Genomic DNA, 24,551 nt, shown 5'->3' with positions numbered 1-24,551 from the left:
TGAGTAACGACAGAACCATCAGGCGACATTCCTTGCAGATGTGGCAGTAGAGTCGGCGGCATCGGTCACGATCAGATTGCCGCTGAAGCGGGCATTGTCGCGGGTCGGGCCCGCCGGTTGCGGCCAGTGCCAGCTGCGCACGTCAGTGGCGACCGGCACCATGTCGATGCAATCGACCGGGCAGGGCTCGACACACAGGTCGCAGCCGGTGCATTCGTCGGCGATCACGGTGTGCATGTGCTTGGCGGCACCCAGAATGGCATCGACAGGGCAGGCCTGGATGCACTTGGTACAGCCGATGCACTCGTCCTCGCGAATCACCGCCACCTTGGGCGTGTTGTCGCTGTCGCCATCCAGCGGCGTGGCCTCGCGGCCCAGCAGGTCGGCCAGCGAGGCGATGGTGCTCTCGCCGCCCGGCGGGCACTTGTTGATCTCGTCGCCTTCGGCGATGGCCTGGGCGTAGGGCTTGCAGCCCGGATAGCCGCACTGGCCGCACTGGGTCTGCGGCAGCAGCTGGTCGATCTGCTCGACGATGGGGTCGCCCTCGACCTTGAAGGCCACGGCGGCAAAGCCGAGCAGGCCCCCGAAGACGACGGCCATGGCCACCAGTGCGACGATGGCGGAGACCAGCGTGTGGTCGTTGAAGAATTCGAGCATGTCAGATCTGCACCAGTCCGGAGAAGCCGAGGAAGGCCAGCGACATCAGGCTGGCGGTGATCATCGCGATGGCCGGGCCCTGGAAGGGACGCGGCACATCGGCGACGGCCAGGCGCTCGCGCATGGCGGCGAACAGTACCAGCACCAGCGAGAAGCCGACGGCCGCGCCGAAGCCATAGAGCGTGGCTTCCATGAAGCTGGAATTGCGGTTCAGGGTCAGCAACGCCACACCGAGGACCGCACAGTTGGTGGTGATCAGCGGCAGGAAGATGCCCAGTACCTGATAGAGCAACGGGCTGGTCTTCTTGACCACCATCTCGGTGAACTGCACCACCACGGCGATCACCATGATGAAGGCGATGGTGCGCAGGTACTCGAGCCCCAGCGGCGCGAGGATGAAGTGATAGGTCAGGTAGGCGCACATCGACGACAGCGTGAGCACGAAGGTGGTGGCCAGCGACATGCCCATCGCGGACTCCAGCTTGTTGGAGACACCCATGAAGGGGCACAGGCCGAGGAACTGCACCAGTACGAAATTGTTGACCAGGATGGTGCTGATCAGGATAAGAAGGTATTCACTCATCAGGGGCGTCGCTCGGTCAGGGTGTTTCGAAGGCGCTTCCGTGCTCGCGGCATGCATGAGCCGGCACTCGCAGGCGATCAGGTCTGTTGCTGCCGCAAGCTGTCAGGAAGCTGCAGGGCAGGGGATCGTCGAGCGCGGCGGTATTATACGCAAGATGCTGCTGGCCGACAGCCTGTAGCGTGGCAAGCCAGGCGGAGTGTTGCCAGCTTGAGACGGACATTGTTTCGCGTTTTGCTTGGTTCTTGAAGTAATAAAGAAGAATTCCTTTATTACTTTTATTGATTGTGACGTGATCAGAGACTTTCACGTCACCCTGAGGTGGCACAAGGAGCGGGATATGCGCAGGACAGGAACACGCGGCCGTCGGCCGTTATGGGTCATCATTCTGGTGGTGGCGATGGCGGGCATCTCGCAGCTGACGGGCAATGGCAACTTCTCGCTTTCCCAGCTGTGGAATGACTTCCAGTCGCCGCAGGCCGAGGCGACGCAGGGGGAAGGCACCTCCTCGGCGGACGAAAGCCGACTCAGGCGCGCCATCAGTGCGCAGCAGAGTGATGTTCAGGTACGTGGCACGGGGGAGGTGATACGTCTGCTCCGGGATGATCTCAAGGGCAGCCGTCATCAGAAGTTCCTGATTCGGATCGCGGGCGGCACCACCATTCTGGTGGCGCACAACATCGATCTGGCGCCGCGCATCGACAGTCTTCAGGTCGGTGATCGCATCGGCTTCTATGGAGAATATGAATGGACCGACAAGGGTGGCGTGATCCACTGGACGCACCATGATCCCGGTGGCCGCCATGTGGATGGCTGGCTGGAGCACGCGGGTCGCCGTTACGAGTAGCCGTTCCGCCGCCCGGATGTGGCGCATGAACGACAACGCCCCGTCAGAGAGGCTCTGGCGGGGCGTTGCGCTGAGGGGCTTCAGTGAGGCTGAATCAGCGGATTATCACTGTATCAACACTGTATCAAGTGACGCGCTGACCCGGCTTGGCACCGGTGTGCGGCTCCAGCAGGTAGATGCCTTCGTCGTCACCGGCAGCCAGCACCATGCCCTCTGACACGCCGAAGCGCATCTTGCGCGGCGCCAGGTTGGCGACCATCACGGTCAGACGACCTTCCAGGGCTTCCGGCGTGTAGGCGGACTTGATGCCGGAGAACACGGTGCGCGTCTCGCCACCGATATCCAGCGTCAGCTTGAGCAGCTTGGCCGCCTTCTCGACGTGCTCCGCCTTGACGATCTTCGCCACGCGCAGGTCGGTCTTCATGAAGGTATCGAAGTCGATCTCCTCGGCGATCGGGTCGGCATCGAGCGGACTCGGTGCGGCAGCGGCTTCGGCTTCCGCCTTGGCGGTGCCGTCCTTGATCTTCTGCTCCTCGACCAGCACTTCGCGTGAGGCTTCGAGCATCTTGTCGATACGCTCCGGCTCGACACGGGTCAGCAGCGGCTTGAACTTGTTGATCGCATGATCGGTCAGCACGCTTTCACGGCTGGCCCAGTCGAGGCTCTCGAGGTTCAGGAAGTCGCGTGCCTTGTCGGTCAGCTCCGGAATCACCGGCGCCAGATAGACCATCAGCTGGCGGAAAAGATTGGTGCCCACGGAGCAGACGTCGAGCACTTCCTGCTCGCGGCCGCCTTCCTTGGCCATCGCCCACGGCGCCTTGTCGGCGATGTAGGTGTTGGCTTCATCGGCCAGCTCCATCACCTTGCGCATGGCGCGCGCGAATTCACGCGCTTCGAAGTCCGCCGCGATGCCTTCGCCAGCGGCGATGAAGCGCTCGACCAGCTCCGGCTCGGCGCAGGTCGCGGACAGCTTGCCGTCGCCGAACTTCTTGACGAAACCGGCGCAGCGGCTGGCGATGTTGACCACCTTGCCGACCAGGTCGGAATTCACGCGGGCGGTGAAGTCCTCGAGGTTGAGGTCAAGATCATCGACACCGGAGGTCAGCTTGGCGGCGAAGTAGTAGCGCAGGTATTCCGGGTTGAGGAACTGCGCGTAGGTATCGGCCTTGATGAAGGTGCCGCGCGACTTGGACATCTTGGCGCCGTTGACGGTCACGAAACCGTGGCAGTTGACGCCGGTCGGGGTGCGCATGCCGGCACCTTCCAGCATCGCCGGCCAGAACAGGGCGTGGAAGTAGACGATGTCCTTGCCGATGAAGTGATAGACCTCGGCGTCGGAATCGGCTTTCCAGTAGCTGTCGAAGTCGATGCCCTGCTTCTCGCACAGGTTCTGGAAGCTGGCGAGATAGCCGATCGGCGCGTCCAGCCACACGTAGAAGTACTTGCCCGGCGCGTCGGGAATCTCGAAGCCGAAGTAGGGCGCATCGCGGGAGATGTCCCACTCGGCCAGACCCGCCTCGAACCATTCCTGCAGCTTGTTGGAGATCTGGCTCTGCACGCGGCCACTCTTCGTCCATTCCTTGAGGAAGTTCTCGAAGTTCGGCAGCTTGAAGAAGTAGTGGGTGGAAGTGCGCATTTCCGGCGTGGCACCGGAGATGGCAGAGACCGGATCGATCAGCTCGGCCGGGGTGTAGGCCGCGCCGCAGGCTTCACAGTTATCGCCGTACTGGTCTTCGGTCTTGCACTTCGGGCAGGTGCCCTTGATGAAGCGGTCGGCGAGGAACAGGCCCTTGACCGGATCGAACATCTGCTCGATATCGCGCGTGGCGATATGACCGGCATCGCGCAGCGCCAGATAGATGCGCTCGCTGTGGGCGCGGTTCTCCGGCGAGTGGGTGGAGTGATAGTTGTCGAAGCCGACGCCGAACTTGGCGAAGTCGGCCTGGTGCTCGTCACTCACACGCTGGATCAGCTGCTCGGCGGTGACCCCTTCCTGCTCGGCACGCAGCATGATGGCGGTGCCGTGGGCGTCATCGGCGCACACGTAATGGCATTCGTGGCCACGGCTTTTCTGGAAGCGTACCCAGATGTCGGTCTGGATGTACTCAAGCAGGTGACCCAGGTGGATCGACCCATTGGCATAGGGCAGGGCACTGGTAACCAGAATCTTGCGCGCTGACATGAGGCCTCGTCTTGACGGTAAAGGGCGCCTGCTGCGCAGTGCGCAGACACTCGCCGGGATGACTCGTGATAAGGGGCGAACGCATCGCCCCGTCGGGATGGGCGCTACTATATCGCGAAGGCGCGGGCGGCGCGAAGGGCGCGTCGCGTCACCGGCAACGCGGCCGTGCGCAACTGTGAGGTTGCAACCCGTGCCGCTGCCCTCATGAAGAATTCAAGGACATCACATTTTCCGTTCCTGGAGATCAGCATGCCAGCTCAGCTATCCGTTGCCGGTCAGATCAATCGTCTCATCCGCCAGGTGATGATGCCCGGCAGCAACGCCCGCCCCAATGAGGAGCCCGGCCCGGAACTCGCCATGGCCGTCCTGATGTTCGAGGTGGTGCGCGCCGATGACCATCTCGATGTGCGCGAGCGGGAAGCCCTGGCGCGCCAGCTGGCCGAGCGCTTCTCGCTGGGGGATGAGGAACTTGCCAGCCTGCTGACCCAAGCCGAGCAGGATGCCGAGCAGGCCACGGACCACTACCGCTTCGTCAAGCAGCTCAACGAGCACATGAGCCTTGAGGAGCGCAGCGAGCTGATCGGCATGCTCTGGGAGCTGGCCTGGGCCGATGGCGAGCTGGACCCGCAGGAGGAGCATCGCATCCGCCGTCTTGCCGGCCTGCTGCATGTCAGTCACAGCGAGTTCATCCGCACCAAGCTGGCGGCTCAGCCGGACAAGTAAGCGACACCCACTCTCATGCAGACGCCCCCGTTGCCGATGGCAGCGGGGGCGTCGTGTTTGTGGCTTCTGATCGCAGGGTGTCTGGAGCAAGTATCGGCTGGCTCTCTGCCGTGGTCATCCAGCAGCAGCGGCTCGCGCTCAGTTGCGATAGAACAGGTGTTGACCGATGCGCGCGGTGCGCACGAAGCGCTTGGCCCAGTAGGGCGTGGCGTAGCGGGCGTGGAAGTAGAGGGCGCCGTCAGTGACGTCTTCCAGCTGATGGTTGAGTGCCTGGCGGGCCACGTCGCGGGCCTCGGCGTAGGCGGCGGGTTCGCGAATGCGGTCGGAGCGCCCGTCACACCACCAGGAGAACTGGCAGCTGCCGCTTTCGCCACCCTGCTTGACCACGCCGCACAGGCTATCGGGGAAACGCGGGTCGGCGGCGCGGTTGATCACCACATTGACGATACCCTGCATGCCGCTTCTGCCTTCGCCCTTGGCTTCCCAATAGGCGGCGCGCGCCAGGCAGGTCAGCGGGTCATCCACCGGGCGCTGACCGTTGGGATCGATGGCGCGCGCGCCGGCCTTGCTGAGCAGCAGGCTCTCGGGCACATCGCTTTCGCCTTGCACCAGCAGGCGTTCCAGCCGCTCGGCCTTGACGGCTGCCTTGGCCGCGGTGGTCGGTGCGGCAGGCGCGTCCGAGGCGTGCGGCGCGGAGCAGCCCGCGGCCAGTGTCAGGCCGAAGATCAGTACCAGATGACGAAGCGTGCGAGCGCTGCTGATGGCGTAGCGCCAAGTGTGAGTCAGCGGGCGGGGCGATGTGGGAGATAAACGCATGCAAGATACCTGTGAACGTGGCCTGGGAAGCGCAGCAAGGCGGGATGGCGCGCAGGGTAAAGCCGGGTTGATCGTACACCTTCGGCTGGCGTGTCACTGACGGAGGCTCAAGCGTTGGCCATCGGCTTCCTCGGTAGCGACAGTTGACGCGCAAGCGCATCAGTTTGCCTGACCCTGACCCTGTATGGTTCAGAGTGAGCTTCAACGCAACTCTGACGTTTTGCCGCGCAAAGGGTTCCGCAAGTGTCACCACGCGGTTGCGTGGCGATGGCGCATGCCCAGGCGTAGTGGAACAGATGAACTGGCGGAGAGCAGCCCAGGACTTGGTGAGGCACGTCAGATGATCTGCCGAAGCGCGCCGCGCCGATTTCTGGCCCCGCAGCCTAGCATCTTCGGTGCGTCTCGTCCGTGCCATCCCTGGCGCATGCCGTTATCATGGCGGGCCAGCCTTGATGACCCTGTCAGGCGTCCCGCTTCTTTTCATCTATCTGCGCTTCTGCGTGCTGCTGCTCTGCCTGTTGCCTGCGTCGCTGCCTCGAGAGTCCCCATGACCGAACCCGTCCGTCTTTCCAAGTTTCTGGCCCATCAGCAGGGCATCTCGCGCCGCGAGGCCGAGCATCTCATCGCGCAAGGTGTGGTGCGTGTCGCGGGTGAGGTCATCGAGGCACCGTTCTTCAAGGTTACGGATCAGGTCGTCACGGTGGACGAGGGGGCCAGCATGGAACCCATCGCGCCGATGACCCTGGTCTGGTATCAGCCGCCGGGCACGCCGCTGCCGGACCCTCTGACCCTGCGTGACGGCGCGCCGCGCAGTGCACTCGACAACAGCGGTGCCGACTGGCTCAAGGTGCATTTCCTGTCCCAGCAGCCGCTGGCCGAGCTCGGCGAGGATGAATCCGGTCTCGCCGTGTGGTCACAGAACCGTGGCGTGATCCGCAAGCTGGGCGATGATCTGGACCAGCTGGAGCAGGAGTACGTCGTCGAGGTGGAAGGAACGCTGGATGACGAAGGCCTCAAGCGTATCGGCTTCGCGCTGTGTGCTGACATCCGCGGCCGCAAGCCCAAGGTCAGCATCAGCTGGCAGAGCGACACCCGTTTGCGCATCGCCATGAAGCGGGTGCCGGTGGGCGGTATCCGCGCTGCGGTCGAGGGGCAGGGCCTCAAGGTCATCGAGGTGCGTCGTCTGCGTCTGGGCGCGATTCTACTCGGCCGCATGGCGCCGGGCGAGTGGCGCTTCCTGCCGGTCGACGTGCGCTTCTGATTCCTGATCTCAAGGGCATGGCGTCCACGGCCCGGGGCATGGCGTCCACGGCCCGGGTCATGGCTGATCGGTACTGATGCATCCGGGCATTGTCTATCTGGGCACTGTCCATCTGGACATGGTTCATCGGCTTGGCCCGTGTAGCGGTGGCAGGCATACTGTGCCCATCGTGTTCCACGGCTTTTTCGCTGACAGTTCAGACGCCTGCGCGCCACATTCATCGCGCCGCGCAGGGCGTCACGGGAGTTTCAAGGTATGGAAGGTATCAAGCACATTGTCGCGGTCGCTTCCGGCAAGGGAGGCGTCGGCAAGTCTACCGTCACCGCCAATCTGGCGCTGGCTTTGGCGGCGGAAGGGCTCAAGGTCGGTCTGCTGGACGCCGACATCTATGGCCCGAGTCAGGCGCAGATGTTCGGCGTGCCGAGTGGTCAGCGTCCGGAAATGGCCGGTGAGCAGGTCTTCAGCCCCATCGAGGCGCACGGCATCAAGACCATGTCGATGGCCTATCTGGTCGACGTGAAGGACCCGATGGTCTGGCGTGGCCCGATGGTCGCCGGCGCCTTCCAGCAGCTGCTCAACCAGACCGCCTGGGGCGAGCTTGACGTGCTGCTGATCGACATGCCGCCGGGCACCGGTGACATCCAGCTGACCCTGTCACAGAAGGTGCCGGTCTCCGGCGCCGTCATCGTCACCACGCCGCAGGATATCGCACTGCTGGACGCCCAGAAGGGCATCGAGATGTTCCGCAAGGTCAAGGTGCCGGTGCTGGGGGTGGTCGAGAACATGAGCACTCACACCTGCAGCCAGTGTGGCCATAGTGAAGCGGTCTTCGGTGCAGGCGGCGGTGAGCGTATCGCCGATGAGTACCAGACTCGTCTGCTGGGCCAGCTGCCGCTGACCCTGAGCATTCGCGAGAATGCCGATGGCGGTCGTCCCAGCGTGATCGCGGAGCCGGACGGTGAAGTGGCCGCGAGCTTCCGCGCCGTCGCGCGTCAGGTCGCCGAGTCTCTGGAAAGTGCCGGCGCGGACGAAGGCCCGAGCATCAGCTTCAGCTGAGCCCGGCGCGCCACGCGCAAGTGGCGCGTGCCGAGGTTTCCAGCGACGCAGCGGGCCGGTATCATGCTGGCCCGCGTTTCATGGCGCTCACGCGTCTCTCCCCATCAGTCAGTCAGGTACGCTCGATGAGCATCAAATCCGACAAGTGGATCCGTCGCATGGCCGAAAGCCACGACATGATCGACCCCTTTGAGCCCGATCAGGTGCGCTTTCACGATGAGCGCCGTGTGATTTCCTACGGCACCTCCAGCTACGGCTACGATGTGCGCTGCTCGGATGAGTTCAAGGTCTTCACCAACATCCATTCGGCGACGGTGGACCCCAAGCACTTCGACGAGAAGAGCTTCGTGGACGTGAAGGGCGACTCCTGCGTGATTCCGCCCAACTCCTTCGCGCTGGCCCGTACCATCGAGTACTTCCGCATTCCGCGTAACGTGCTGACCATCTGCCTGGGCAAGTCCACCTACGCGCGTTGCGGCATCATCGTCAACGTGACGCCGCTGGAGCCGGAGTGGGAAGGCCACGTCACCCTCGAGTTCTCCAACACCACCAACCTGCCGGCGCGTATCTACGCCAACGAAGGCGTGGCACAGATGCTGTTCCTCGAGTCCGATGAAGTCTGCGAGACCAGCTACAAGGATCGCGGCGGCAAATATCAGGGCCAGCGTGGCGTGACACTGCCGCGTACCTGATGCTCTTGCTGCATTCCTGGTTACTGCATTTACGCAAGTGACCTGCGTGCGGTAAGCCAATAGTGTGGCAAGCCAAGAGCGCCTCCTGCGGGAGGCGCTTTTTTTGTGTCTGCCTGTGGCGTGTGGCGACGGTGGCAAGAAAGAGGCGATGACAAGAGAGAGATGACGGTGGAATGCGTGATGCCGATGGCGGTCGCGAGAACGTGACATGCTCGCAAGGCGCTGAGTCTTAGCCGGAAGTTGAACGAAACATGTGATTCAATCACTCGTTTTGTTGCCTATGCTTGTCTGCAGGCCACCCCCAGAGTGGCTGCAGGACGGATACCTCCCACAAGCAAGGGGCACGCCATGCCATCGCGTTCACATCGCGCTGTATTCCCTCCGGCCAGCGGTCTGGCCCGACGTTTCACTCTCACGAGTCTCGCTCTCGCCATCAGCACCACCTTGCTGGCGACTCCCGCACAGGCCTATTCCAACCTCTATCTCTTCGGCGACAGCCTGAGCGATGCCGGCCAGTTCCCCGATACCACCCTGGGTGGCCTCAACAGTCTGCGTTTCACCAACCGCAGCGGTCCGGATTATGAGAATTCGCCCTATGGCAGCGTCTCGACCCAGCTGCTGGCCACGGAACTGGGGCTGGCGGCAGAGCCTTCCACCTCGGTGATCTATCAGCTGGCCGGCTTCAGCGACGGCACCAACTACGCGGTGGGCGGCTATACCACGGCGCAGATTCTGGCCTCGGTGACAGATGAAGATGGCTCCGAGGTGGTCATCCCCGCGGGCAGCCCGGGCGCCGGTACGGTGCTCAGGGTCGAGGACGGCTATCTGGTCAGCACCGGCGGCAGTGCCGACCCGGATGCCCTCTATTACGTCAACGGCGGTGGCAACGACTTCCTGCAGGGCGTGATCACCTCGCCGGCCACGGCGGTCGCCTCCGCCGGCAATCTGGCCTCCGCGGTGGAGGCGTTGGCAGCGGCGGGTGCCACCACCATCATGGTCTCCAACCTGCCGGATGTCGGCAGCACCCCGGCCGGCCAGTCGGCGGGCGCGGCGCAGGCGGCGGGGACCTCCGCGCTGGTGGGCGTCTTCAATGATGCGCTGGGCGCGCGACTGGCGGCGCTGGATGGCGAGGTCAACATCATCCGCCTGGATACCGTCGGCATTCTCGAGGAGGTGCTGGCATCACCGGCCGAGTTCGGCTTCGCCAGCGATGTGCCGCTGACCCAGGTGTGTTTCTCGGACAGCTGCAACGTCACGCCCTACGGGCTGGGCGGCGCTGCGGAAGACCCCGACAAGCTGCTGTTCAATGATGGTGTTCACCCGACCACCGCCGGTCAGGAGATTCTGGCCGACTACGCCTATGCGATGCTCGCCGCGCCCTCGGTACTGGGGCTGGCACCGCAGCTGGGCACGGGGGCGCTCAATGCCAGTCAGCGCAGCCTCGGCGATGAATTGCGTCCCGGCGCGCAGAAGCAGCGCTCCAGTGATGGCGAAGGCAAGGGCGTGCGCGTGTTCGCCATCGGCTCGGCCAGTGGTGGCACCGGCGATGGCGAGACTTCCAGCGGCCAGCAGGGCTTTGACAGCGAGCAGCGCGGTGCGGGTGTCGGCGTGATGCTGCCGCTGGACAACGCGCTCGGTCAGGCCTGGGGCGGCATTGCCGTCAGTCAGCGCAATGCGGACTTCGATGTCGATGATGGCAGTGAGCTTGAGCTGGAAGGCCAGGTGTTCAGCCTGTTCGCGCGTCAGCAGCTGGGCAGGTTTGGCGTCCAGGCGGTGGCCAGCTACGGCGACTTCGATTACGACCTCGACCGCCATGTCGCACTGGGCCAGTCATCGCGCATCCTGTCCGGTGAGACCGATGGCGATGGCTTCAGCGCCGAGGCGCGGCTCGATTATCGCCTCACCGCTGCCGATTCGCTGTGGTACAACGCGCCCTTCGTGGCCTACCGCCACACCGAGTCCGACATCGATGGCTACACCGAATCCGGCTCCGCCGCCAACGCCCTGAGCGTCTCGGATCAGACGCTGCGCGATCGCCGGGTCGAGGCTGGCTTCATGGTCGACCGCGCCATCGCGGAGGGGTTCGGCCTCTACGGTGAGCTGGCCTACGGCAAGCGTCTGGATGATGACGCCGACAGCGCCGAGGTGCGACTGGCGAGCCTGCCGACCAATGCCTACCGCGCCGAGGATTTGGATCGCGGCAGCGACAACTACCTGCGTGTCGACGGTGGATGGCGCATGCAGCTGGGCCGCAATGCCATGCTGCATCTGGGCGCCGGCATCGAGACCTGGGATGAGGTGACGGCGCGCGGGGAGGTGGGGGTGAGTTACACCTTCTGAAAGCGAATGCCATCGAGAGAGAAGTGAATCAGTAGAAAAAAGAAGACCCCGCGACATCGGCATGTCGCGGGGTCTTCTGTTTTCAGCTCGCTGTCAGCGCGCTATCAACTTGCTATCAGCTCAGTCAGCCTTGCCAGCAAGGTAGCGTCACTGATCAGTCTTCTTCGCCTTCCGGCAGCTCATCGCTGAGCTCTTCTTCCACATCGGCGTGGGAAAGGCGCAGACCGCCCACCGGCAGGGGGTGACCGTCCAGCTTGGCCACATCGCCGTCGAGCTTGAGGCGGCCTTCGAGGAACCAGCGCACTGCGATCGGGTAGATCAGGTGCTCACGCGTGTGAACGCGCTCCTTCAGGCTGGCCTCATCATCGCCGTCCAGCACGTTGGCGACGGCCTGGATCGCGACCGGGCCACCATCGAGCTCTTCGGTGACGAAGTGCACGCTGGCGCCGTGCTCCTTCTCGCCGGCTTCCAGCACCTTGCGGTGGGTATCCAGCCCCGGCCAGGCCGGCAGCAGCGACGGATGGATGTTGATCAGGCGGCCGAAGAAGCGCTGCACGAAGATCGGCGACAGGATGCGCATGAAACCGGCCAGCACGATGAGATCCGGTTCATGACGCTCGATCACCTTGATCAGGGCGCCATCGTAGTGCTCGCGGTTCTCGTACTCATCATGCGGCAGCACCACGGCATCGACGCCGGCGTCACGTGCACGCACCAGGCCGTAGGCATCGGCCTTGTTGGAGATGACCGCGACCACGTCGCCGCCCAGCTCGTCGTGTTCCTGTGCTTCCAGCAGCGCCTGCAGATTGCTGCCGCTGCCGGAAATCAGTACCACGACGCGCGGGCGAACCGGCGCATCGTCTGCCTCGAAACCGTTGCCGAAGCCGCCGAGAGTGTCACCGTTGGAGGCGTTGGTAGTCGGTTCGATCATGCGGACAGATTCTCCAGCTGGACCTGCTCTTCCATGCCGTTGCGGGCGCGGATGGTGCCGAGGGTGAAGACGGCCTCGCCCTGGGCTTCCAGGTGAGCACGTGCGGCCGTGGCATCGGATTCAGCGACGACCACGACCATGCCGACACCGCAGTTCAGCACGCGGTGCATCTCGTGCTCTTCGACGTTGCCCTGCTGCTGCAGCCAATCGAAGACGGCCGGGCGCTTCCAGCTGGCGACGTCGATCTCGGCGGTGCAGTCTTCCGGCAGCACGCGCGGGATGTTCTCGAGCAGGCCGCCACCGGTGATGTGGGACATGGCGTGCACGGACAGGCCGCTTTCCTTGAGCAGCGACAGCAGCGGCTTGACGTAGATGCGCGTCGGCGCCATCAGGGCGTCAGCCAGCGGCTGGCCGTCGATTTCCTGCTCGAGCAGGGAGGCATCGGCGACTTCGAGAATCTTGCGGATCAGCGAGTAGCCGTTGGAGTGCGGGCCGGAGGAGGCCAGACCCAGAATCACGTCGCCTGCGCCGACCTTCTTGCCGTCGAGGATCTCGGACTTCTCGACCACACCGACGCAGAAGCCGGCCAGGTCGTAGTCGCTGCCTTCGTACATGCCCGGCATTTCAGCGGTCTCGCCACCGACCAGCGCGCAGCCGGACTGCAGGCAGCCTTCGCCGATACCGGTGACAACGTCAGCGGCGATGTCGACATCGAGCTTGCCGGTGGCGTAGTAATCGAGGAACTGCAGCGGCTCGGCGCCGGCGACCACCAGGTCATTGACGCACATGGCGACCAGATCGATGCCGATGGTGTCGTGACGGTTGAGGTCCATGGCCAGGCGCAGCTTGGTGCCCACGCCATCGGTGCCGGTGACCAGCACGGGCTGGCAGTAGCCTGCCGGCAGTTCGCACAGGGCGCCGAAGCCACCCAGACCACCCATCACTTCCGGGCGGTGAGTGCGCTTGGCGACACCCTTGATGCGTTCGACGAGGGCGTTGCCTGCATCGATATCGACACCTGCATCCTTGTAGCTCAAGGAAGTCTTGCTGGGCGAGGAGTCCTGGGGGCGTTGCGTCATGTGAGGTTCCTGTCGGTGCGGCCTGGGCGGTGAGACACGATCGATCGCGGGAAAAGAAAGGCGGCTATTGTAGCATTGCGCTCCGCAGCTGACACTGTGCCGATTCACAAAACCGCATCAAAATGTGAAAAGGCCGCCACGCCAGTCATGGCAGGCCTTGTCGCACCTTGGGTGGCGCCGGGGGAGGCAATGTCAGACGCGTGAGCGGCGCGTGTCTTGTGGGTGACTCGGCGACAGGCAACAATGGGTGATGCGTGCGCCGTCGGCAGTCAGCCGTCACGAGTGCCCCACGGCTTGTCTCAAGGAGTGAAGATGCAGCGTAAATGGTGGTTGCTGGCCGCAGGCGTGGCCTTCCTCGGCCTGTTGGTGATGCTCGAACCGATTCTGATGCCGTTCTTCATCGGCATGATTCTCGCCTATCTGGGTGACCCGCTGGCCGACTGGCTGGAAGACAAGGGCCTGTCGCGCCATCTGGCGGTCACGCTGGTGTTCAGCGTGCTTTCACTGGTGCTGTTGATCGCCATGCTGATTCTGGTGCCGCTGCTCGGGCGCCAGCTGGCACAGTTGATCAGCTTCATGCCGGTGGTCTTCAACTGGATACGCGAGACGGTGCTGCCGGAAATCCAGGCGTTCACCGGGCTGGATTTCAGTGCCGATTTCGATCAGGTCCGCTCGCTGCTGCTGGGCAACTGGAAAGAGACCGGCACCTTCGCCGCCGCACTGCTGGGTACCGTCTCCAAGTCCGGGCTGGCGATGGCCATCTGGCTGGGCAATCTGGCGCTGATTCCCGTCGTCACCTTCTATCTGCTGCTCGACTGGGACCGCATGAAGGAGAAACTGCAGGGCCTGCTGCCGCGCCATATGGAGCCCACCGCCACGCGTCTGGCGCATGACTGTGATGAGGTGCTGGGCGCCTTCCTGCGCGGGCAGCTGCTGGTGATGCTGAGTCTGGGCATCGTCTACGCCATCGGCCTGGCGATCATCGGGCTCAAGTTCGCGCTGTTGATCGGCCTGGTGGCGGGGCTTGCCAGCATCGTGCCTTACCTGGGCGTCATCGTGGGTATCCTGATCGCGGCCACGGTGGCCTTCTTCCAGTTCGGCGAGTGGTGGGCGCTGCTGGCGGTCGGCGGGGTCTTCGCGCTCGGTCAGCTGCTGGAAGGCGTGGTGTTGCAGCCGCTGCTGTTGGGCGACAAGATCGGTCTGCATCCGGTCGCGGTCATCTTCGCGGTGATGGCGGGCGGCCAGCTGTTCGGCTTTACCGGCATTCTGCTGGCCCTGCCGGTGGCGGCCGTGATCATGGTGCTCTTGCGTTATCTGCATGATCGCTATAAAAACAGTACTTTATATGACCAACAGCGTGATTCTCGCCCCGCGGTAGCAGCAGATCAGCCAGCACCGCCGGCGGCAGAGGATACCCAGTGATCGAGAGACGAGATCACGGCAACAACAATCAGCATGACGGATGGCAATGACTCAGGGACAGATGGCACTCGGCGTCGGGGTACGTGACGCCGCGACCTTCGACAACTACCACTTCACCTCGACCTCGCTGGCGGAGGCCCTCAAGGGGCAGCTTGCCGACGGCGGGGAGCCCTTCGTCTATCTGTGGGGCGGCGAGCAGAGTGGGCGTAGCCACCTGTTGCAGGCGGCCTGTCATCTGGCGGGCGAGCAGGGCAAGCGTGCCTTCTATCTGCCGCTCAATGAGCTGGGTCACTTCCCGCCGCACATGCTCGAAGGGCTGGATGAGATGGACCTGGTCGCCATCGATGACCTGGATGTGGTGATCGGTCGCCAGCGCTGGGAAGAGGCGCTGTTCCACCTCTACAACCGCCTGCGTGACGGCGGGCGGCATCTGCTGGTCAGTGCCAGCTGCGCGCCGCGTCTGCTGCCTGTCATCCTGCCGGATCTCGCCTCGCGCCTCTCCTGGGGCGTCACCTTCCATCTCTCGGGGCTGGATGACGCCCAGCGCCTCGAAGCGCTCAAATTGCGTGCCCGTGATCACGGCCTTGCACTGCCCGACGAAGTCGCCCGCTACATCCTGCATCGCGGGCCGCGCAGCCTGCCGGGCCTGTTCGCGGCGATGAGCGAACTCGACAACGCCTCGCTCTCCGCTCAGCGCAAACTGACCATTCCCTTCGTCAAGCAAACGCTCGGCTGGTAGGGCAGCGCCTGCGCGGGCCTGATGGCCCAAACTAGCCTTCATCACGACCGCGGCACCGATATTGCAGTCTCTTTCCCATCATCTCTGTCTGAGGACACGCGGCATGAACAGGCTGGACAAGCATCGGGAGCGCATGCACAAGCAAGCCAACTCGATCGGCAACTTGCTGGTCGAAGGCTTTCACTATCTCGGGCTGTTCGCCATCGGCGGCGCGATTGCCATCGCCTCGGTATCGGCCTTCTTCGAGATGTTCGCCAAGGGCTCGGCCAGCGTCGATGACATCCTGCTGCTATTCATCTATCTCGAACTCGGCGCGATGGTCGGTATCTACTTCAAGACCAATCACCTGCCGATCCGTTTTCTGCTCTACATCGCCATCACCGCGCTCACGCGCTACCTCATCGGCGATGTCTCCCATCACAAGGCCCCCGATATCGGCCTGCTCTACCTCTGCGGCGGCATCTTCTTCCTCGCCCTCTCGGTACTCGCCGTGCGCTTCGCCTCCTACAAATACCCCTCCAGCAAAGCCATCGACCCGATGGGTGGCACGGTAGGGGACGAGGACTCGACGCGATAAGCCCGTGTTAAGTAGTCCCTGAAGACCAAAAAGGCCGCGATCACTCGCGGCCTTTTTTCATTCTCCACTCAGCGTCAGACACAACCTGCGGCTACCGCCGTGGTCGCGGTGTTCGCCAAGCCAGATGCCTTGCCAGGTGCCGAGGGAGAGGCGGTTGCCAATATAGTTGTGGTGAAAGCGAAAGACTATTTGTGACTGGACTTTTTATTTCTCTGACCTTAGATTCAAGAAATTGTTAGTGTGTTCATGCTTGAAATTTGTTCTATGGATTATGCTAAAAGCGTTGGGCTACTATCTTTCTAAAGGATTTTAACGTTTTTGGTTTAAGCTGGCTGTTGTGATAAAGCAACTCTAAGGTTAAAGGGATTAGACATGCCGTCAAAAGTATTTATTAGTTACTCTCATAAAGATGAAAAGTTTAAAGATGAGCTGGTTGAGCATATATCAGGATTGGTAAGGAACGGAGATATAGTAGAGTGGCATGACCGAAAAATTATTCCCGCGTCCGATTGGTCGGCGGAAATATCTAGCCATCTTTTAGATTCAGACTTGATATTATTTCTTGTCAGCTCATCTTTCTTGAGTTCTGACTACTGTATAGATATAGAAGCTAGCAAAGCTATTGAAATGCATGATGCTGGGCAGGCTCAACTTATACCAATAATTGTCCGCTCTACAGATTGGTCAAGCTCCCCTATAGCTAAATTCCAAGGCTTGCCTAAAGATGCTAAGCCTGTTGATACATGGGGTAATTTAGATGAAGCTTGGCTAAATGTTGTTTCTGGTATACGAAAACATATTGAGGAATTTGTTCCAAAGGCAAATAGGTCGCAAGCTTTTATCTCAAGTGATAAAGGTGGCCTTGTTGTTAGTCCTTGTATAAATGAATGGATCGAAGATACCGAAATCACTCTTACCCACCGTAATGTTAAAAAAGTCAAGCTCTCAGATGTGTATGTAGTGCCAGATGTAGAGTTGTTAAACGAAAACAATAAAGAATTAAAGTCTTTTGGAAGTGCTGAGGATGTTATAAACGATTGCTCTCGCATTGTCATTTCTGGAGATGAGCAACAAGGGAAAACTTCATTATTGAAGTATTACTATAAAAGCTTGCTGATTGGCTCAAAAATACCATTGATAATTAATGGTGAGGAAGTTAAAGATTCGAGCGTCCTAAGTTTGATTGCTAAAGAGTTGGCACGTCAATATGAGGGCATAACTCTAGATAACTATTTGGAAACCCCTGGCAAGGTTGTTATTATTGATAATCTTGATAAGGTTCATTTGAATAAAAAGTTCCGTGACAAGTTTATTCTTGAGCTCTGTGATATTTTCGACAAATGCATATTTACAGTTCAATCGTCATTTTCTTTGCTTATAGACGAGATCCCTGCCTTAGATGATTTTGACAAAATTGACATTCTGGTTTTTGGTAATAAAAAGCGTGAAGAATTAATTCGTAATTGGATATCACTCGGTGTAATTGAGACCATAACAGAAGAAGAGCTATACTCTAAATGTGACGAGCTGAAAGATGCTATTAACTCTGTAGTAAAGAAAAACATAGTCCCGCCAAAACCAATCTACATACTCATGCTTCTGCAGATGTTTGAGGCCAACTCTAAGCTGAGTCTAGAGCTTTCATCACACGGTCATTGCTATCAACAGCTAATCTACCAAGCATTTTCTAATGCTAAAATACATGATAATGAATACGACAAATACTTAAATGTATTGACTGAGCTTGCTTGGAAAATCTTTATTAATGAAGGCGGGCTTAATAGTCAGCAGCTGAGGGTATTTTTCGACGAATATTGTGATTTATACTTGGATATAGAGCAAGAAGTCGTAATGCCAAAATTGGTTAAGCACTCTATATTGTGCCACAAAGGTCTCAGTATAGATTTTAAATATCCATATATCTATTATTTTTTTGTGGGGAAGAAGATCTCTGAAGCGTATTCTGAATATGAAGAAGTTCAGCTTAAGGTAGATTATCTGCTTGATAATATGCATCGCGAGGATTGTGCAAATATACTGATATTTGTGACTCACCATACAAAGGAAACATGGGTCATAAATAAGATACAAGATGTACTTTCAAACTTGTTTAGTGAGCATCTCTCGGCAACTCTTGATAGACGACAGCTTGCCTTCATGGATGACTTCATGCGTCAAATACCTGAGTTGATTATTGAGCAACGTGAAATACAGCGAGAAAGAGATGAGTATAATGAAAAGCTCGATAAACATGAAGGCACATCTGATGAAGAATTCCAAGATGAGTCACCGGATCTTCTGGCAAATATCAATAAAACTTTTAAGGGGATGGAGGTTGCTGGCCAGATAATTAGGAATAGGCATGCATCTTTACGTAGGGATTCATTAACCCTGTTAGCAGAGTCTGGAATCAATGCTGGGTTAAGATTCTTGAAGTATTTTATTGTTATCTCAGATGCATCTAAGAAAGAAATTGTTAAGGTGATATCCAGTCATTTAGAAGAAAACCCTGAGTTAAGTAATAGTCAGGTTGAAAAGTTTGCGGAAAATGCATATCTTCATTTAACTTATGGGGTTATTAATGCTGTAGTCAGAAAGATATCTACTTCTGTCGGTTCGAAAGAAGCCATACAAATATATAGAATGATTGAAGATCGAGAGCCCTCACCGGCATTACACTTGTTAAAGTTGTCTATAGAGTTATATTTTTTCAAGAAGATTGATATTGATAGTATTGAGAGCTGTATGACTAAATTAAGCGACAATACTGTCTGTGTTCGTATAGTTAAAGAGCTTGTTGTGCGTCATATTTATATGTTTCCGGTCAATTTTAAGGATAAGCAAAAATTGTCTTCTTTGCTAAATATTTCTGTTAGAGGGCAAAGTCAAATAGAAATGAAGCGGAAAAGAATAAGTTGAAGTATTAACTTTGATGTGAATTTATATTGTTGTTTGAATGTGAGAGGGGGATAGTCAGTCTATTCTCCACTTAGCGTCAAACACAGCCTGCGGCTGCCGCCGTGGTCACGGTGTTCACCAAGCCAGATACCTTGCCAGGTGCCGAGGGCTAGGCGGTTGACCCCGCAGCGGGCTTCGACGGGCAGGGAGAGTTGGGTGCCGAGCAGGCTGGCGAGTACGTGGGCGGGCATGTCGTCATCGCCTTCCAGCGTGTGGCGGAAGTAAGGTAGGTTGCCGGGCACCAGGCGGCGCAGGAAGGCGTCCATATCGTGGCGCACGTCAGGGTCGGCATTCTCGTTGAGGGTCAGCGAGGCGGAGGTATGCAGCAGCTGCACATGCAGCAGGCCGACACTGACCGGCGGCATTTCGGCCAATGCCTGCTCCACCTCATCACTGATAAGGTGAAAACCGCGCTTGCGGGCGGAGAGGGTGAGAGTGTCGCGTTGCCACATGAGAAGCCCTGCCTGTCGTTGATTCAGTACATGCTAAACATGACAAGCCAGAACGCAAAAGGCCAGCCCCTGAGGGCTGGCCTTTTTGCTGCGCGCCGCGCTGGTTCATGTCACCACGAGGGTGAGAGCCAGCGTCGCAATGCTGCCATCAACCGGCAGTAGTGGTGGCTTCGCTGACGGTGCGGCGGGCGGCCTTGGCGGTGACGCGTTCCGGCTCTGTCTTGCCGATTTCACGTGCGAGCCAGTCGGCGAGCATGCGCACGCGGGTCGGGATCGGGCCACGCGGCAGCAGCATGCCGATCTCGACCGGCGGGATCTCGTCGCATTCCAGACGCTTGAAGGACTGGCCGTTGCGCTCGCTGAGCGTGTTGACCCAGTCGGTCGGCAGCACGGCGCGAATCAGGCCATCGGCCACGTAGTCGGTGAGGACTTCGAGGTCATCTGACTGGATGTGATTCGGGCGCGGGTCTTCCGGGTGACGCGAGAGGGAGGTGCCGGACACCAGCGGTTCCAGCTCGCCCCACGGCAGTTCTTCCGGGTTCTCGACGTGAGAGGCCGCGTAGGCCGCCTGATGCCAGTGGGTCAACGGGCGGAAGACGTGGGTGCTGCCGGCCAGATGCGGGAAGCCGATCACCAGGTGTGGCTGGTTCTCGAGAATCTCGCGGCCGTTGTGCCACAGCTTCAGCTTGATATCGACGCCTTCGTGTTCCGACAGGAAGCTGGTCAGCGCGTGACCCAGGAAGTGACGACCCAGCGACGGCGTGGCGTGGATACGGATGGTACCGGTGAGGTCTGACTGGCGGTCTTCGATGGCGCGATGCGCTTCATCATCGAGATTGGCCATCGAGCGTGCGTAACGGTAAAGGGTCTCGCCGGCTTCTGACAGGCGAATGCCACGATGACCACGCTCGACCAGGCGAGTGCCGAAACGGCCCTCAAGGGCGTCGAGGCGACGGCTGACGGTGGACTTGGGCAGGCGCAGGCGTTCTGCTGCGCGCGACAGGCTGCCGAGGTCCGCGACCATCAGGAAGGTGTTATAGGCGTCGATATCGCTCATCGAATAGGTCCGGTTGTTCAGAGGGTCGGGGTGTGCCGTCAGGGAAACACCCACCTTGTACGGGCCAAACGGGCCCGTTGCAGCGCCAGTCGCTGCACAACGGATTGCCTGTCGATGACCGTGCCCCTAAGGCCGCAGGGGGCTTCCCCCGGGCAAAGACGCGCTCATCGATCAACAACCGCTACTGCCAGCCGAGCACCTCAGCGCGCGGCGACAGGTCTTGCATTTGCTGCAGATATCTTCAGGGCCGAGGCCATCACAGGGCACTGTCCGGCGTGACAGCAAGCGCCCTTAATCTGAGCACGCTAACTATATCACTCTGCCCGTAGTGTTGCATCCAAAGACGCACACATTGCGCAAATCCGATCTCCACAAGACGAAACCCTGTCGTGAAGCGAGAAATTTGCGTGGGAGAGGCATTTGTCGAGCCATGTCGGCTAAGACGTCAGTGGCTGGCGATGGTTCCGTATCTGATGACAGGCAGGTGATAAAAAAGTGAATCCGGTGACTGCACGGGTGAAAAAGTGTGCAAATCAGGGCGTTTCTGGCGTTAGAGCCACAATCTGGCGCTGCAAGAGGCGAGAAGTGACGCGCATTGATTGCAGAAATTGCAGAGCGGCGTTGCAGGGAGTGTTGATGACGCAAATGTGCAAACGCGTGCATCATCTCGTTCGCAAAAAAGAATCATTATTATTACTCTTGGGAACCCTCCGCTCATGACCGATCGCCTCACTCCGTGCGTGGCAGCCAGCGCTTCCCGCGCCACTGCTTTCACTCCGCGTCCGCTGGTGGCAGCCATTGCGCTGCTGTGTGCCAGTACTGCCCATGCAGAGACGCTGCAGATGGACACGCTGCAGATCGAGGACGATCGCCTCAACGCCACGGCGGTCATCGATAGTGAAGAGATCGCCCTGCATCAGGCGCATGATCTCAAGGATGTGTTCCGTGATACGCCGTCCGTCACCGTCGGCGGCACCACCGCCTCGTCCGAGAAGATCTACGTGCGTGGTCTGGAAGACACCAACCTCAACATCAGTGTTGATGGTGCCAGCCAGAACGGCTACCTGTTCCACCACAGCTCCAGCTTCAACATCGAGCCGGAACTGCTCAAGCGTGCCGAAGTCCAGGCCGGACCGGGCGCCGCCGATAATGGCCCCAACGCCCTGGGCGGCAGCATCAAGTTCGTTACCAAGGATGCCCAGGATCTGCTCAAGCCGGGTGAGACCTTCGGCGGCATGGTCAAGGGCAGCACCGAGTCCGCGGCAGACGCCGTCAAGGGCACGCTGTCCGTCTACGGTGAAGTCGCGCCGAACGCGGGCCTGCTGTTCTCGACCAGCGCACGCAACAGCGATGACTACCGCACTGGCGGCGGTGATGAAGAAGAGGGCACTGGCGGCCATCAGCGCAGTTACTTCGGTAAGTTCAGCCTGCTGGATCAGGGGGCTCACAGCCTGCGCATCAGCGCCGAGCACAACGAGGACAGCGGCATCTACTGCGTGCGTCCCAACATGGAGTGTCAGGAGTTCAACAATGCCAAGGTCGATACCGACCTGAGCCGTGACACCTATACCGCCAACTATGACTTTGATCCGGGCTCGCGCCTGGTGGATGTGCACACCAACGTCTTCCACACCAAGACCGAGCTGGAACGCACCACGGTTTCCACCGGCGCCGAGCTGAACGCCGATGTCGAGAGCTATGGCGGCGATCTGAACAACACCTTCCGTTTCGGCCCCGAGGACATGGACAACCGTCTGACGCTGGGTAGCGATTACGTCTACGACGAATCCAGCACCGGCGGCTTCGACGAGAAGGCCCGTAACCTCGCGTTCTACGCCCAGCACCGCATGACGCTTGGCGCGGTGGACCTGTCCTTCGGCGCGCGTGTCGATGACTACAAGACCGAATACGCCAATGGCGAGACGCTGGATGATACCGATGTCAGCCCGAACGCGAGCCTCAACTGGCGTGTCGGCGGCGGCGTCGAGCTGTTCACCGGCTACTCCACTGCGGTACGCGGCAACAAGGGCCGTGAAGCCATCCTGGTCGATGGTGGTGTCGGTCCCGGTGAGAGCCTGGTGGTTGAGCCGGGGCTTGAGGCCGAGACCTCGCGCAGCACCGAAGTCGGCGCGCGCTGGAAGGGCAATGACCTCCTCACCCAGCGTGACCGCGCGGGCCTGGAAGTCACCTACTTCGATACCCACTTCGACAACTACATCACCGAAGAGAGCTCGGGCGGTGTGACCACTATCACCAACATGGAAGGTATCGTCACCAGCAAGGGTGTCGAGGCGCGGGCCACCTACGGCATCGGCGGCTGGGACATGACGCTGGGCTACCTGACCATGGACCTGGAAGACAACCAGGGCGAGACCGTGGTCGACAACATGGGCCTGGGCAACCAGACCGGTGATCGCTGGAGCCTGGACAACCGCTACACCTTCGCTGACCCGCAGATGACGATCGGCTGGACCGTGACCGCCTACGAGCGCCTCACCGACCTGCCGGATGATCAGAGCGAGCGCGCCGGTTACGCCACGCACGATGTCTACGCCAGCTGGGTGCCGCGTGACATGCAGGACCTGACCCTGACGGCCGGTATCTACAACCTGTTCGACAAGGAATATAGCGACCAGAACACCTATTACCTGGAAACCAACAGTGCACGCGGCATCATGCCGGGCGCCATCACCAGCCCGGGGCGTGACGTGCGTCTGTCAGTGGCTTACCGCTTCTGATCAGAAGGGCTTCGCGCCAGCAAGTTCGCACCTGACAGGGTGTCATCGCCAGCGGTCGTGATCCAGGCTCGCAACGCAGGATCCTTCACTGGCAAGGCTTCGCAGCGCCATCGTGTTCTTCACGGTGGCGCTGTTTCGTTTGCGGGGCGCTGTGTAGGGAGGGCTGTCAGCTTCTGCTGCCTGCGTCTCGCAGGCGCGCTGTGCTATCGATTCATCCCACCAGGCCCGCCTGCGTCTCGCAGGCGCGCTGTGCTACCATCGCGACCAAATGTCGGAGAGCGTCTGCGCGACTCTTCGCACTGCACTCACGTTCCCGTCACTGGCGGGTGATCGTTCGAATAAGGAAGGATGCATGGCGCTTCTGAAGATTTTTGTCGGCACGATGTATGGCGGTTCACTGGATGTGGCCGAGCAGGTGCAACCGTTGTTCGAGCAGGCCGGCTACACGGTCGAGGTGCTCGACCAGCCGACACTGGCCGACCTGACTGACGCCCGCCCTGATCTGGCGCTGTTCGTCACCTCCACCACCGGCAGTGGCGATGTGCCGGGCAATCTGACCGGCTTCCTCAATGCGCTGTCTGCCGAGTCTCCGGCGCTGGATTGGCTGCGTTATGGGCTGATCGCCCTGGGCGACAGCTCCTACGGCGAGACCTACTGTGGCGCGGGGCGTCATCTGGATGAGCGTCTGGCCGACCTGGGCGCCACGCGTCACGGCGAGCGCCTCGAGATCGACGCCATGGAAACCTTCATGGCCGACGACGCGGCGCTGCCGTGGGTCGAGAGCTGGATTCCGACGCTCCCGGCTAGCGCTTGATGCCGTGGCCACGGCCTGATCCTGCGGCGGTGGGCTGGCCCGCCGCCTGCTTCTTCTGTTGTCCGTTCTTTCATCGAGACTGCTTCACATGCCGAAACTGAATCCTGATCATCCGCGTGCCCGCAACCTGACGCCGCAGCGCGTCTCCGTGCTGGCGGGCCTGGCGGTGGTAATGGTCGCCAATATTCCGCGTTTCCTGATCAGCGGCGAGAATACGCGCCTGATGCTGATCGTCGGCTTTGCCGTCGCCGTCAGCGCGCTGGGCATCTATATCTATCGCCAGCTGTCAGACACCGCCAAGGCCAAGGTGCCGATGATGATGCGTCGTCTGCTGGTCTGGCTGGTAGTAGGGCTGGCGGCGATGACGGCGTTCAACCTTGCCGCGCCGATGCTGAATCGTCCGCAGGAAGGTGGGCTGGAGGTGCTGGTCGATGGTCTGACGCTGGGCCTGCTGGCGCATGTGATCAGCATGTGGATGCAGCGCCGTCGTGGTGAGGAAGGCTGAGTCTCGGTTCTTGAGGCTCATGAGATGCTGTCAGCAAGATCTTCCCGATAAACAAGAACGCCCCGATCAGCGATGATCGGGGCGTTCTTGTGATGGCGCTCTTGTGATGGCTGATGAGGTGACGA

Annotated in this window: 21 protein-coding genes and 1 pseudogene; 13 read left to right on the top strand and 9 right to left on the bottom strand. The window is 60.2% G+C overall.

What is annotated here, in order from left to right; all coding sequences use genetic code 11:
- Positions 1–18 precede the first annotated feature (18 nt).
- Together rsxB and rsxA are read right to left on the bottom strand one after the other, a co-directional pair.
- The gene (gene rsxB, locus FLM52_11640; GenBank protein ID NVN56434.1) at positions 19–657 is read right to left on the bottom strand and encodes an electron transport complex subunit RsxB; all 639 of its coding nucleotides are present in this window, start codon (positions 655–657) and stop codon (positions 19–21) included.
- A gap of 1 nt (position 658) precedes the next feature.
- Positions 659–1,240 (bottom strand): electron transport complex subunit RsxA, encoded by a 582-nt coding sequence (gene rsxA / locus FLM52_11635; protein ID NVN56433.1) that lies wholly within the window; start codon positions 1,238–1,240, stop codon positions 659–661.
- A gap of 397 nt (positions 1,241–1,637) precedes the next feature.
- On the opposite strand from rsxA, the gene FLM52_11630 reads away from it, so the two are divergent.
- Positions 1,638–2,084, top strand: coding sequence for a DUF3465 domain-containing protein (locus FLM52_11630; protein NVN56432.1), 447 nt, complete (start codon positions 1,638–1,640; stop codon positions 2,082–2,084).
- A 124-nt stretch (positions 2,085–2,208) separates the two neighbouring features.
- Here FLM52_11630 and metG read toward each other — a convergent pair whose 3' ends face one another.
- Positions 2,209–4,266, bottom strand: coding sequence for a methionine--tRNA ligase (gene metG / locus FLM52_11625; GenBank protein NVN56431.1), 2,058 nt, complete (start codon positions 4,264–4,266; stop codon positions 2,209–2,211).
- Positions 4,267–4,470: 204 nt separating this feature from the next.
- On the opposite strand from metG, the gene FLM52_11620 reads away from it, so the two are divergent.
- Positions 4,471–4,989, top strand: coding sequence for a TerB family tellurite resistance protein (locus tag FLM52_11620; protein ID NVN56430.1), 519 nt, complete (start codon positions 4,471–4,473; stop codon positions 4,987–4,989).
- Between the two features lie 138 nt (positions 4,990–5,127).
- Here the strand turns inward: FLM52_11620 and FLM52_11615 are convergent, their stop codons facing one another.
- Complete coding sequence (locus tag FLM52_11615) at positions 5,128–5,805, bottom strand: cell wall hydrolase (protein ID NVN56429.1); 678 nt, start codon at positions 5,803–5,805, stop codon at positions 5,128–5,130.
- 184 nt (positions 5,806–5,989) lie between these two features.
- On the opposite strand from FLM52_11615, the gene FLM52_11610 reads away from it, so the two are divergent.
- The 4 genes from FLM52_11610 (at position 5,990) to FLM52_11595 (ending at position 11,154) form a co-directional block, all read left to right on the top strand.
- A complete protein-coding gene (locus FLM52_11610) occupies positions 5,990–7,066 on the top strand; it encodes a hypothetical protein (GenBank protein NVN56428.1) in 1,077 nt (358 codons plus the stop codon).
- 255 nt (positions 7,067–7,321) lie between these two features.
- Complete coding sequence (apbC, locus tag FLM52_11605) at positions 7,322–8,122, top strand: iron-sulfur cluster carrier protein ApbC (GenBank protein ID NVN56427.1); 801 nt, start codon at positions 7,322–7,324, stop codon at positions 8,120–8,122.
- A gap of 125 nt (positions 8,123–8,247) precedes the next feature.
- A complete protein-coding gene (locus FLM52_11600) occupies positions 8,248–8,814 on the top strand; it encodes a dCTP deaminase (protein ID NVN56426.1) in 567 nt (188 codons plus the stop codon).
- Positions 8,815–9,162: 348 nt separating this feature from the next.
- Complete coding sequence (locus FLM52_11595; GenBank protein NVN56425.1) at positions 9,163–11,154, top strand: autotransporter domain-containing protein; 1,992 nt, start codon at positions 9,163–9,165, stop codon at positions 11,152–11,154.
- Positions 11,155–11,308: 154 nt separating this feature from the next.
- On the opposite strand, the gene purN is transcribed toward FLM52_11595, so the two are convergent.
- Together purN and purM are read right to left on the bottom strand one after the other, a co-directional pair.
- On the bottom strand, positions 11,309–12,085 hold the full coding sequence (gene purN / locus FLM52_11590; protein ID NVN56424.1) for a phosphoribosylglycinamide formyltransferase: 777 nt from the start codon (positions 12,083–12,085) through the stop codon (positions 11,309–11,311).
- Positions 12,082–13,164 carry a phosphoribosylformylglycinamidine cyclo-ligase gene (gene purM / locus FLM52_11585; GenBank protein ID NVN56423.1) on the bottom strand — a complete coding sequence of 361 codons (1,083 nt, stop codon included), beginning with the start codon at positions 13,162–13,164 and terminating at the stop codon, positions 12,082–12,084. The genes purN and purM overlap by 4 nt, the downstream gene beginning before the upstream one ends.
- 312 nt (positions 13,165–13,476) lie before the next feature.
- Here purM and FLM52_11580 point away from each other — a divergent pair, with 312 nt between their 5' ends.
- The 3 genes from FLM52_11580 (at position 13,477) to FLM52_11570 (ending at position 15,902) form a co-directional block, all read left to right on the top strand.
- Positions 13,477–14,586 (top strand): AI-2E family transporter, encoded by a 1,110-nt coding sequence (locus FLM52_11580; protein NVN56422.1) that lies wholly within the window; start codon positions 13,477–13,479, stop codon positions 14,584–14,586.
- A gap of 40 nt (positions 14,587–14,626) precedes the next feature.
- Positions 14,627–15,325, top strand: coding sequence for a DnaA regulatory inactivator Hda (gene hda, locus FLM52_11575; GenBank protein ID NVN56421.1), 699 nt, complete (start codon positions 14,627–14,629; stop codon positions 15,323–15,325).
- Between the two features lie 103 nt (positions 15,326–15,428).
- The gene (locus FLM52_11570; GenBank protein ID NVN56420.1) at positions 15,429–15,902 is read left to right on the top strand and encodes a phosphate-starvation-inducible protein PsiE; all 474 of its coding nucleotides are present in this window, start codon (positions 15,429–15,431) and stop codon (positions 15,900–15,902) included.
- 57 nt (positions 15,903–15,959) lie between these two features.
- On the opposite strand, the pseudogene FLM52_11565 reads toward FLM52_11570, so the two are convergent.
- Positions 15,960–16,055: pseudogene (locus tag FLM52_11565) on the bottom strand (YjbQ family protein).
- Between the two features lie 219 nt (positions 16,056–16,274).
- Here FLM52_11565 and FLM52_11560 point away from each other — a divergent pair.
- On the top strand, positions 16,275–18,821 hold the full coding sequence (locus FLM52_11560) for a TIR domain-containing protein (GenBank protein NVN56419.1): 2,547 nt from the start codon (positions 16,275–16,277) through the stop codon (positions 18,819–18,821).
- A 59-nt stretch (positions 18,822–18,880) separates the two neighbouring features.
- Here FLM52_11560 and FLM52_11555 read toward each other — a convergent pair whose 3' ends face one another.
- Complete coding sequence (locus FLM52_11555; protein NVN56418.1) at positions 18,881–19,312, bottom strand: YjbQ family protein; 432 nt, start codon at positions 19,310–19,312, stop codon at positions 18,881–18,883.
- Positions 19,313–19,460: 148 nt separating this feature from the next.
- Positions 19,461–20,369, bottom strand: a complete 909-nt coding sequence (locus FLM52_11550; GenBank protein ID NVN56417.1) for a LysR family transcriptional regulator — start codon at positions 20,367–20,369, stop codon at positions 19,461–19,463.
- A 716-nt stretch (positions 20,370–21,085) separates the two neighbouring features.
- On the opposite strand from FLM52_11550, the gene FLM52_11545 reads away from it, so the two are divergent.
- The 3 genes from FLM52_11545 (at position 21,086) to FLM52_11535 (ending at position 24,426) form a co-directional block, all read left to right on the top strand.
- Complete coding sequence (locus FLM52_11545; GenBank protein NVN56416.1) at positions 21,086–23,107, top strand: TonB-dependent receptor; 2,022 nt, start codon at positions 21,086–21,088, stop codon at positions 23,105–23,107.
- Positions 23,108–23,459: 352 nt separating this feature from the next.
- Complete coding sequence (locus FLM52_11540) at positions 23,460–23,921, top strand: nitric oxide synthase (protein NVN56415.1); 462 nt, start codon at positions 23,460–23,462, stop codon at positions 23,919–23,921.
- A gap of 88 nt (positions 23,922–24,009) precedes the next feature.
- Positions 24,010–24,426 (top strand): hypothetical protein, encoded by a 417-nt coding sequence (locus tag FLM52_11535; protein ID NVN56414.1) that lies wholly within the window; start codon positions 24,010–24,012, stop codon positions 24,424–24,426.
- Positions 24,427–24,551 lie beyond the last annotated feature (125 nt).

The sequence above is a fragment of the bacterium Scap17 genome, from assembly GCA_013376735.1.
Lineage (GTDB): Bacteria > Pseudomonadota > Gammaproteobacteria > Pseudomonadales > Halomonadaceae > Cobetia.
This window is presented reverse-complemented; position numbering and strand designations above follow the sequence as displayed.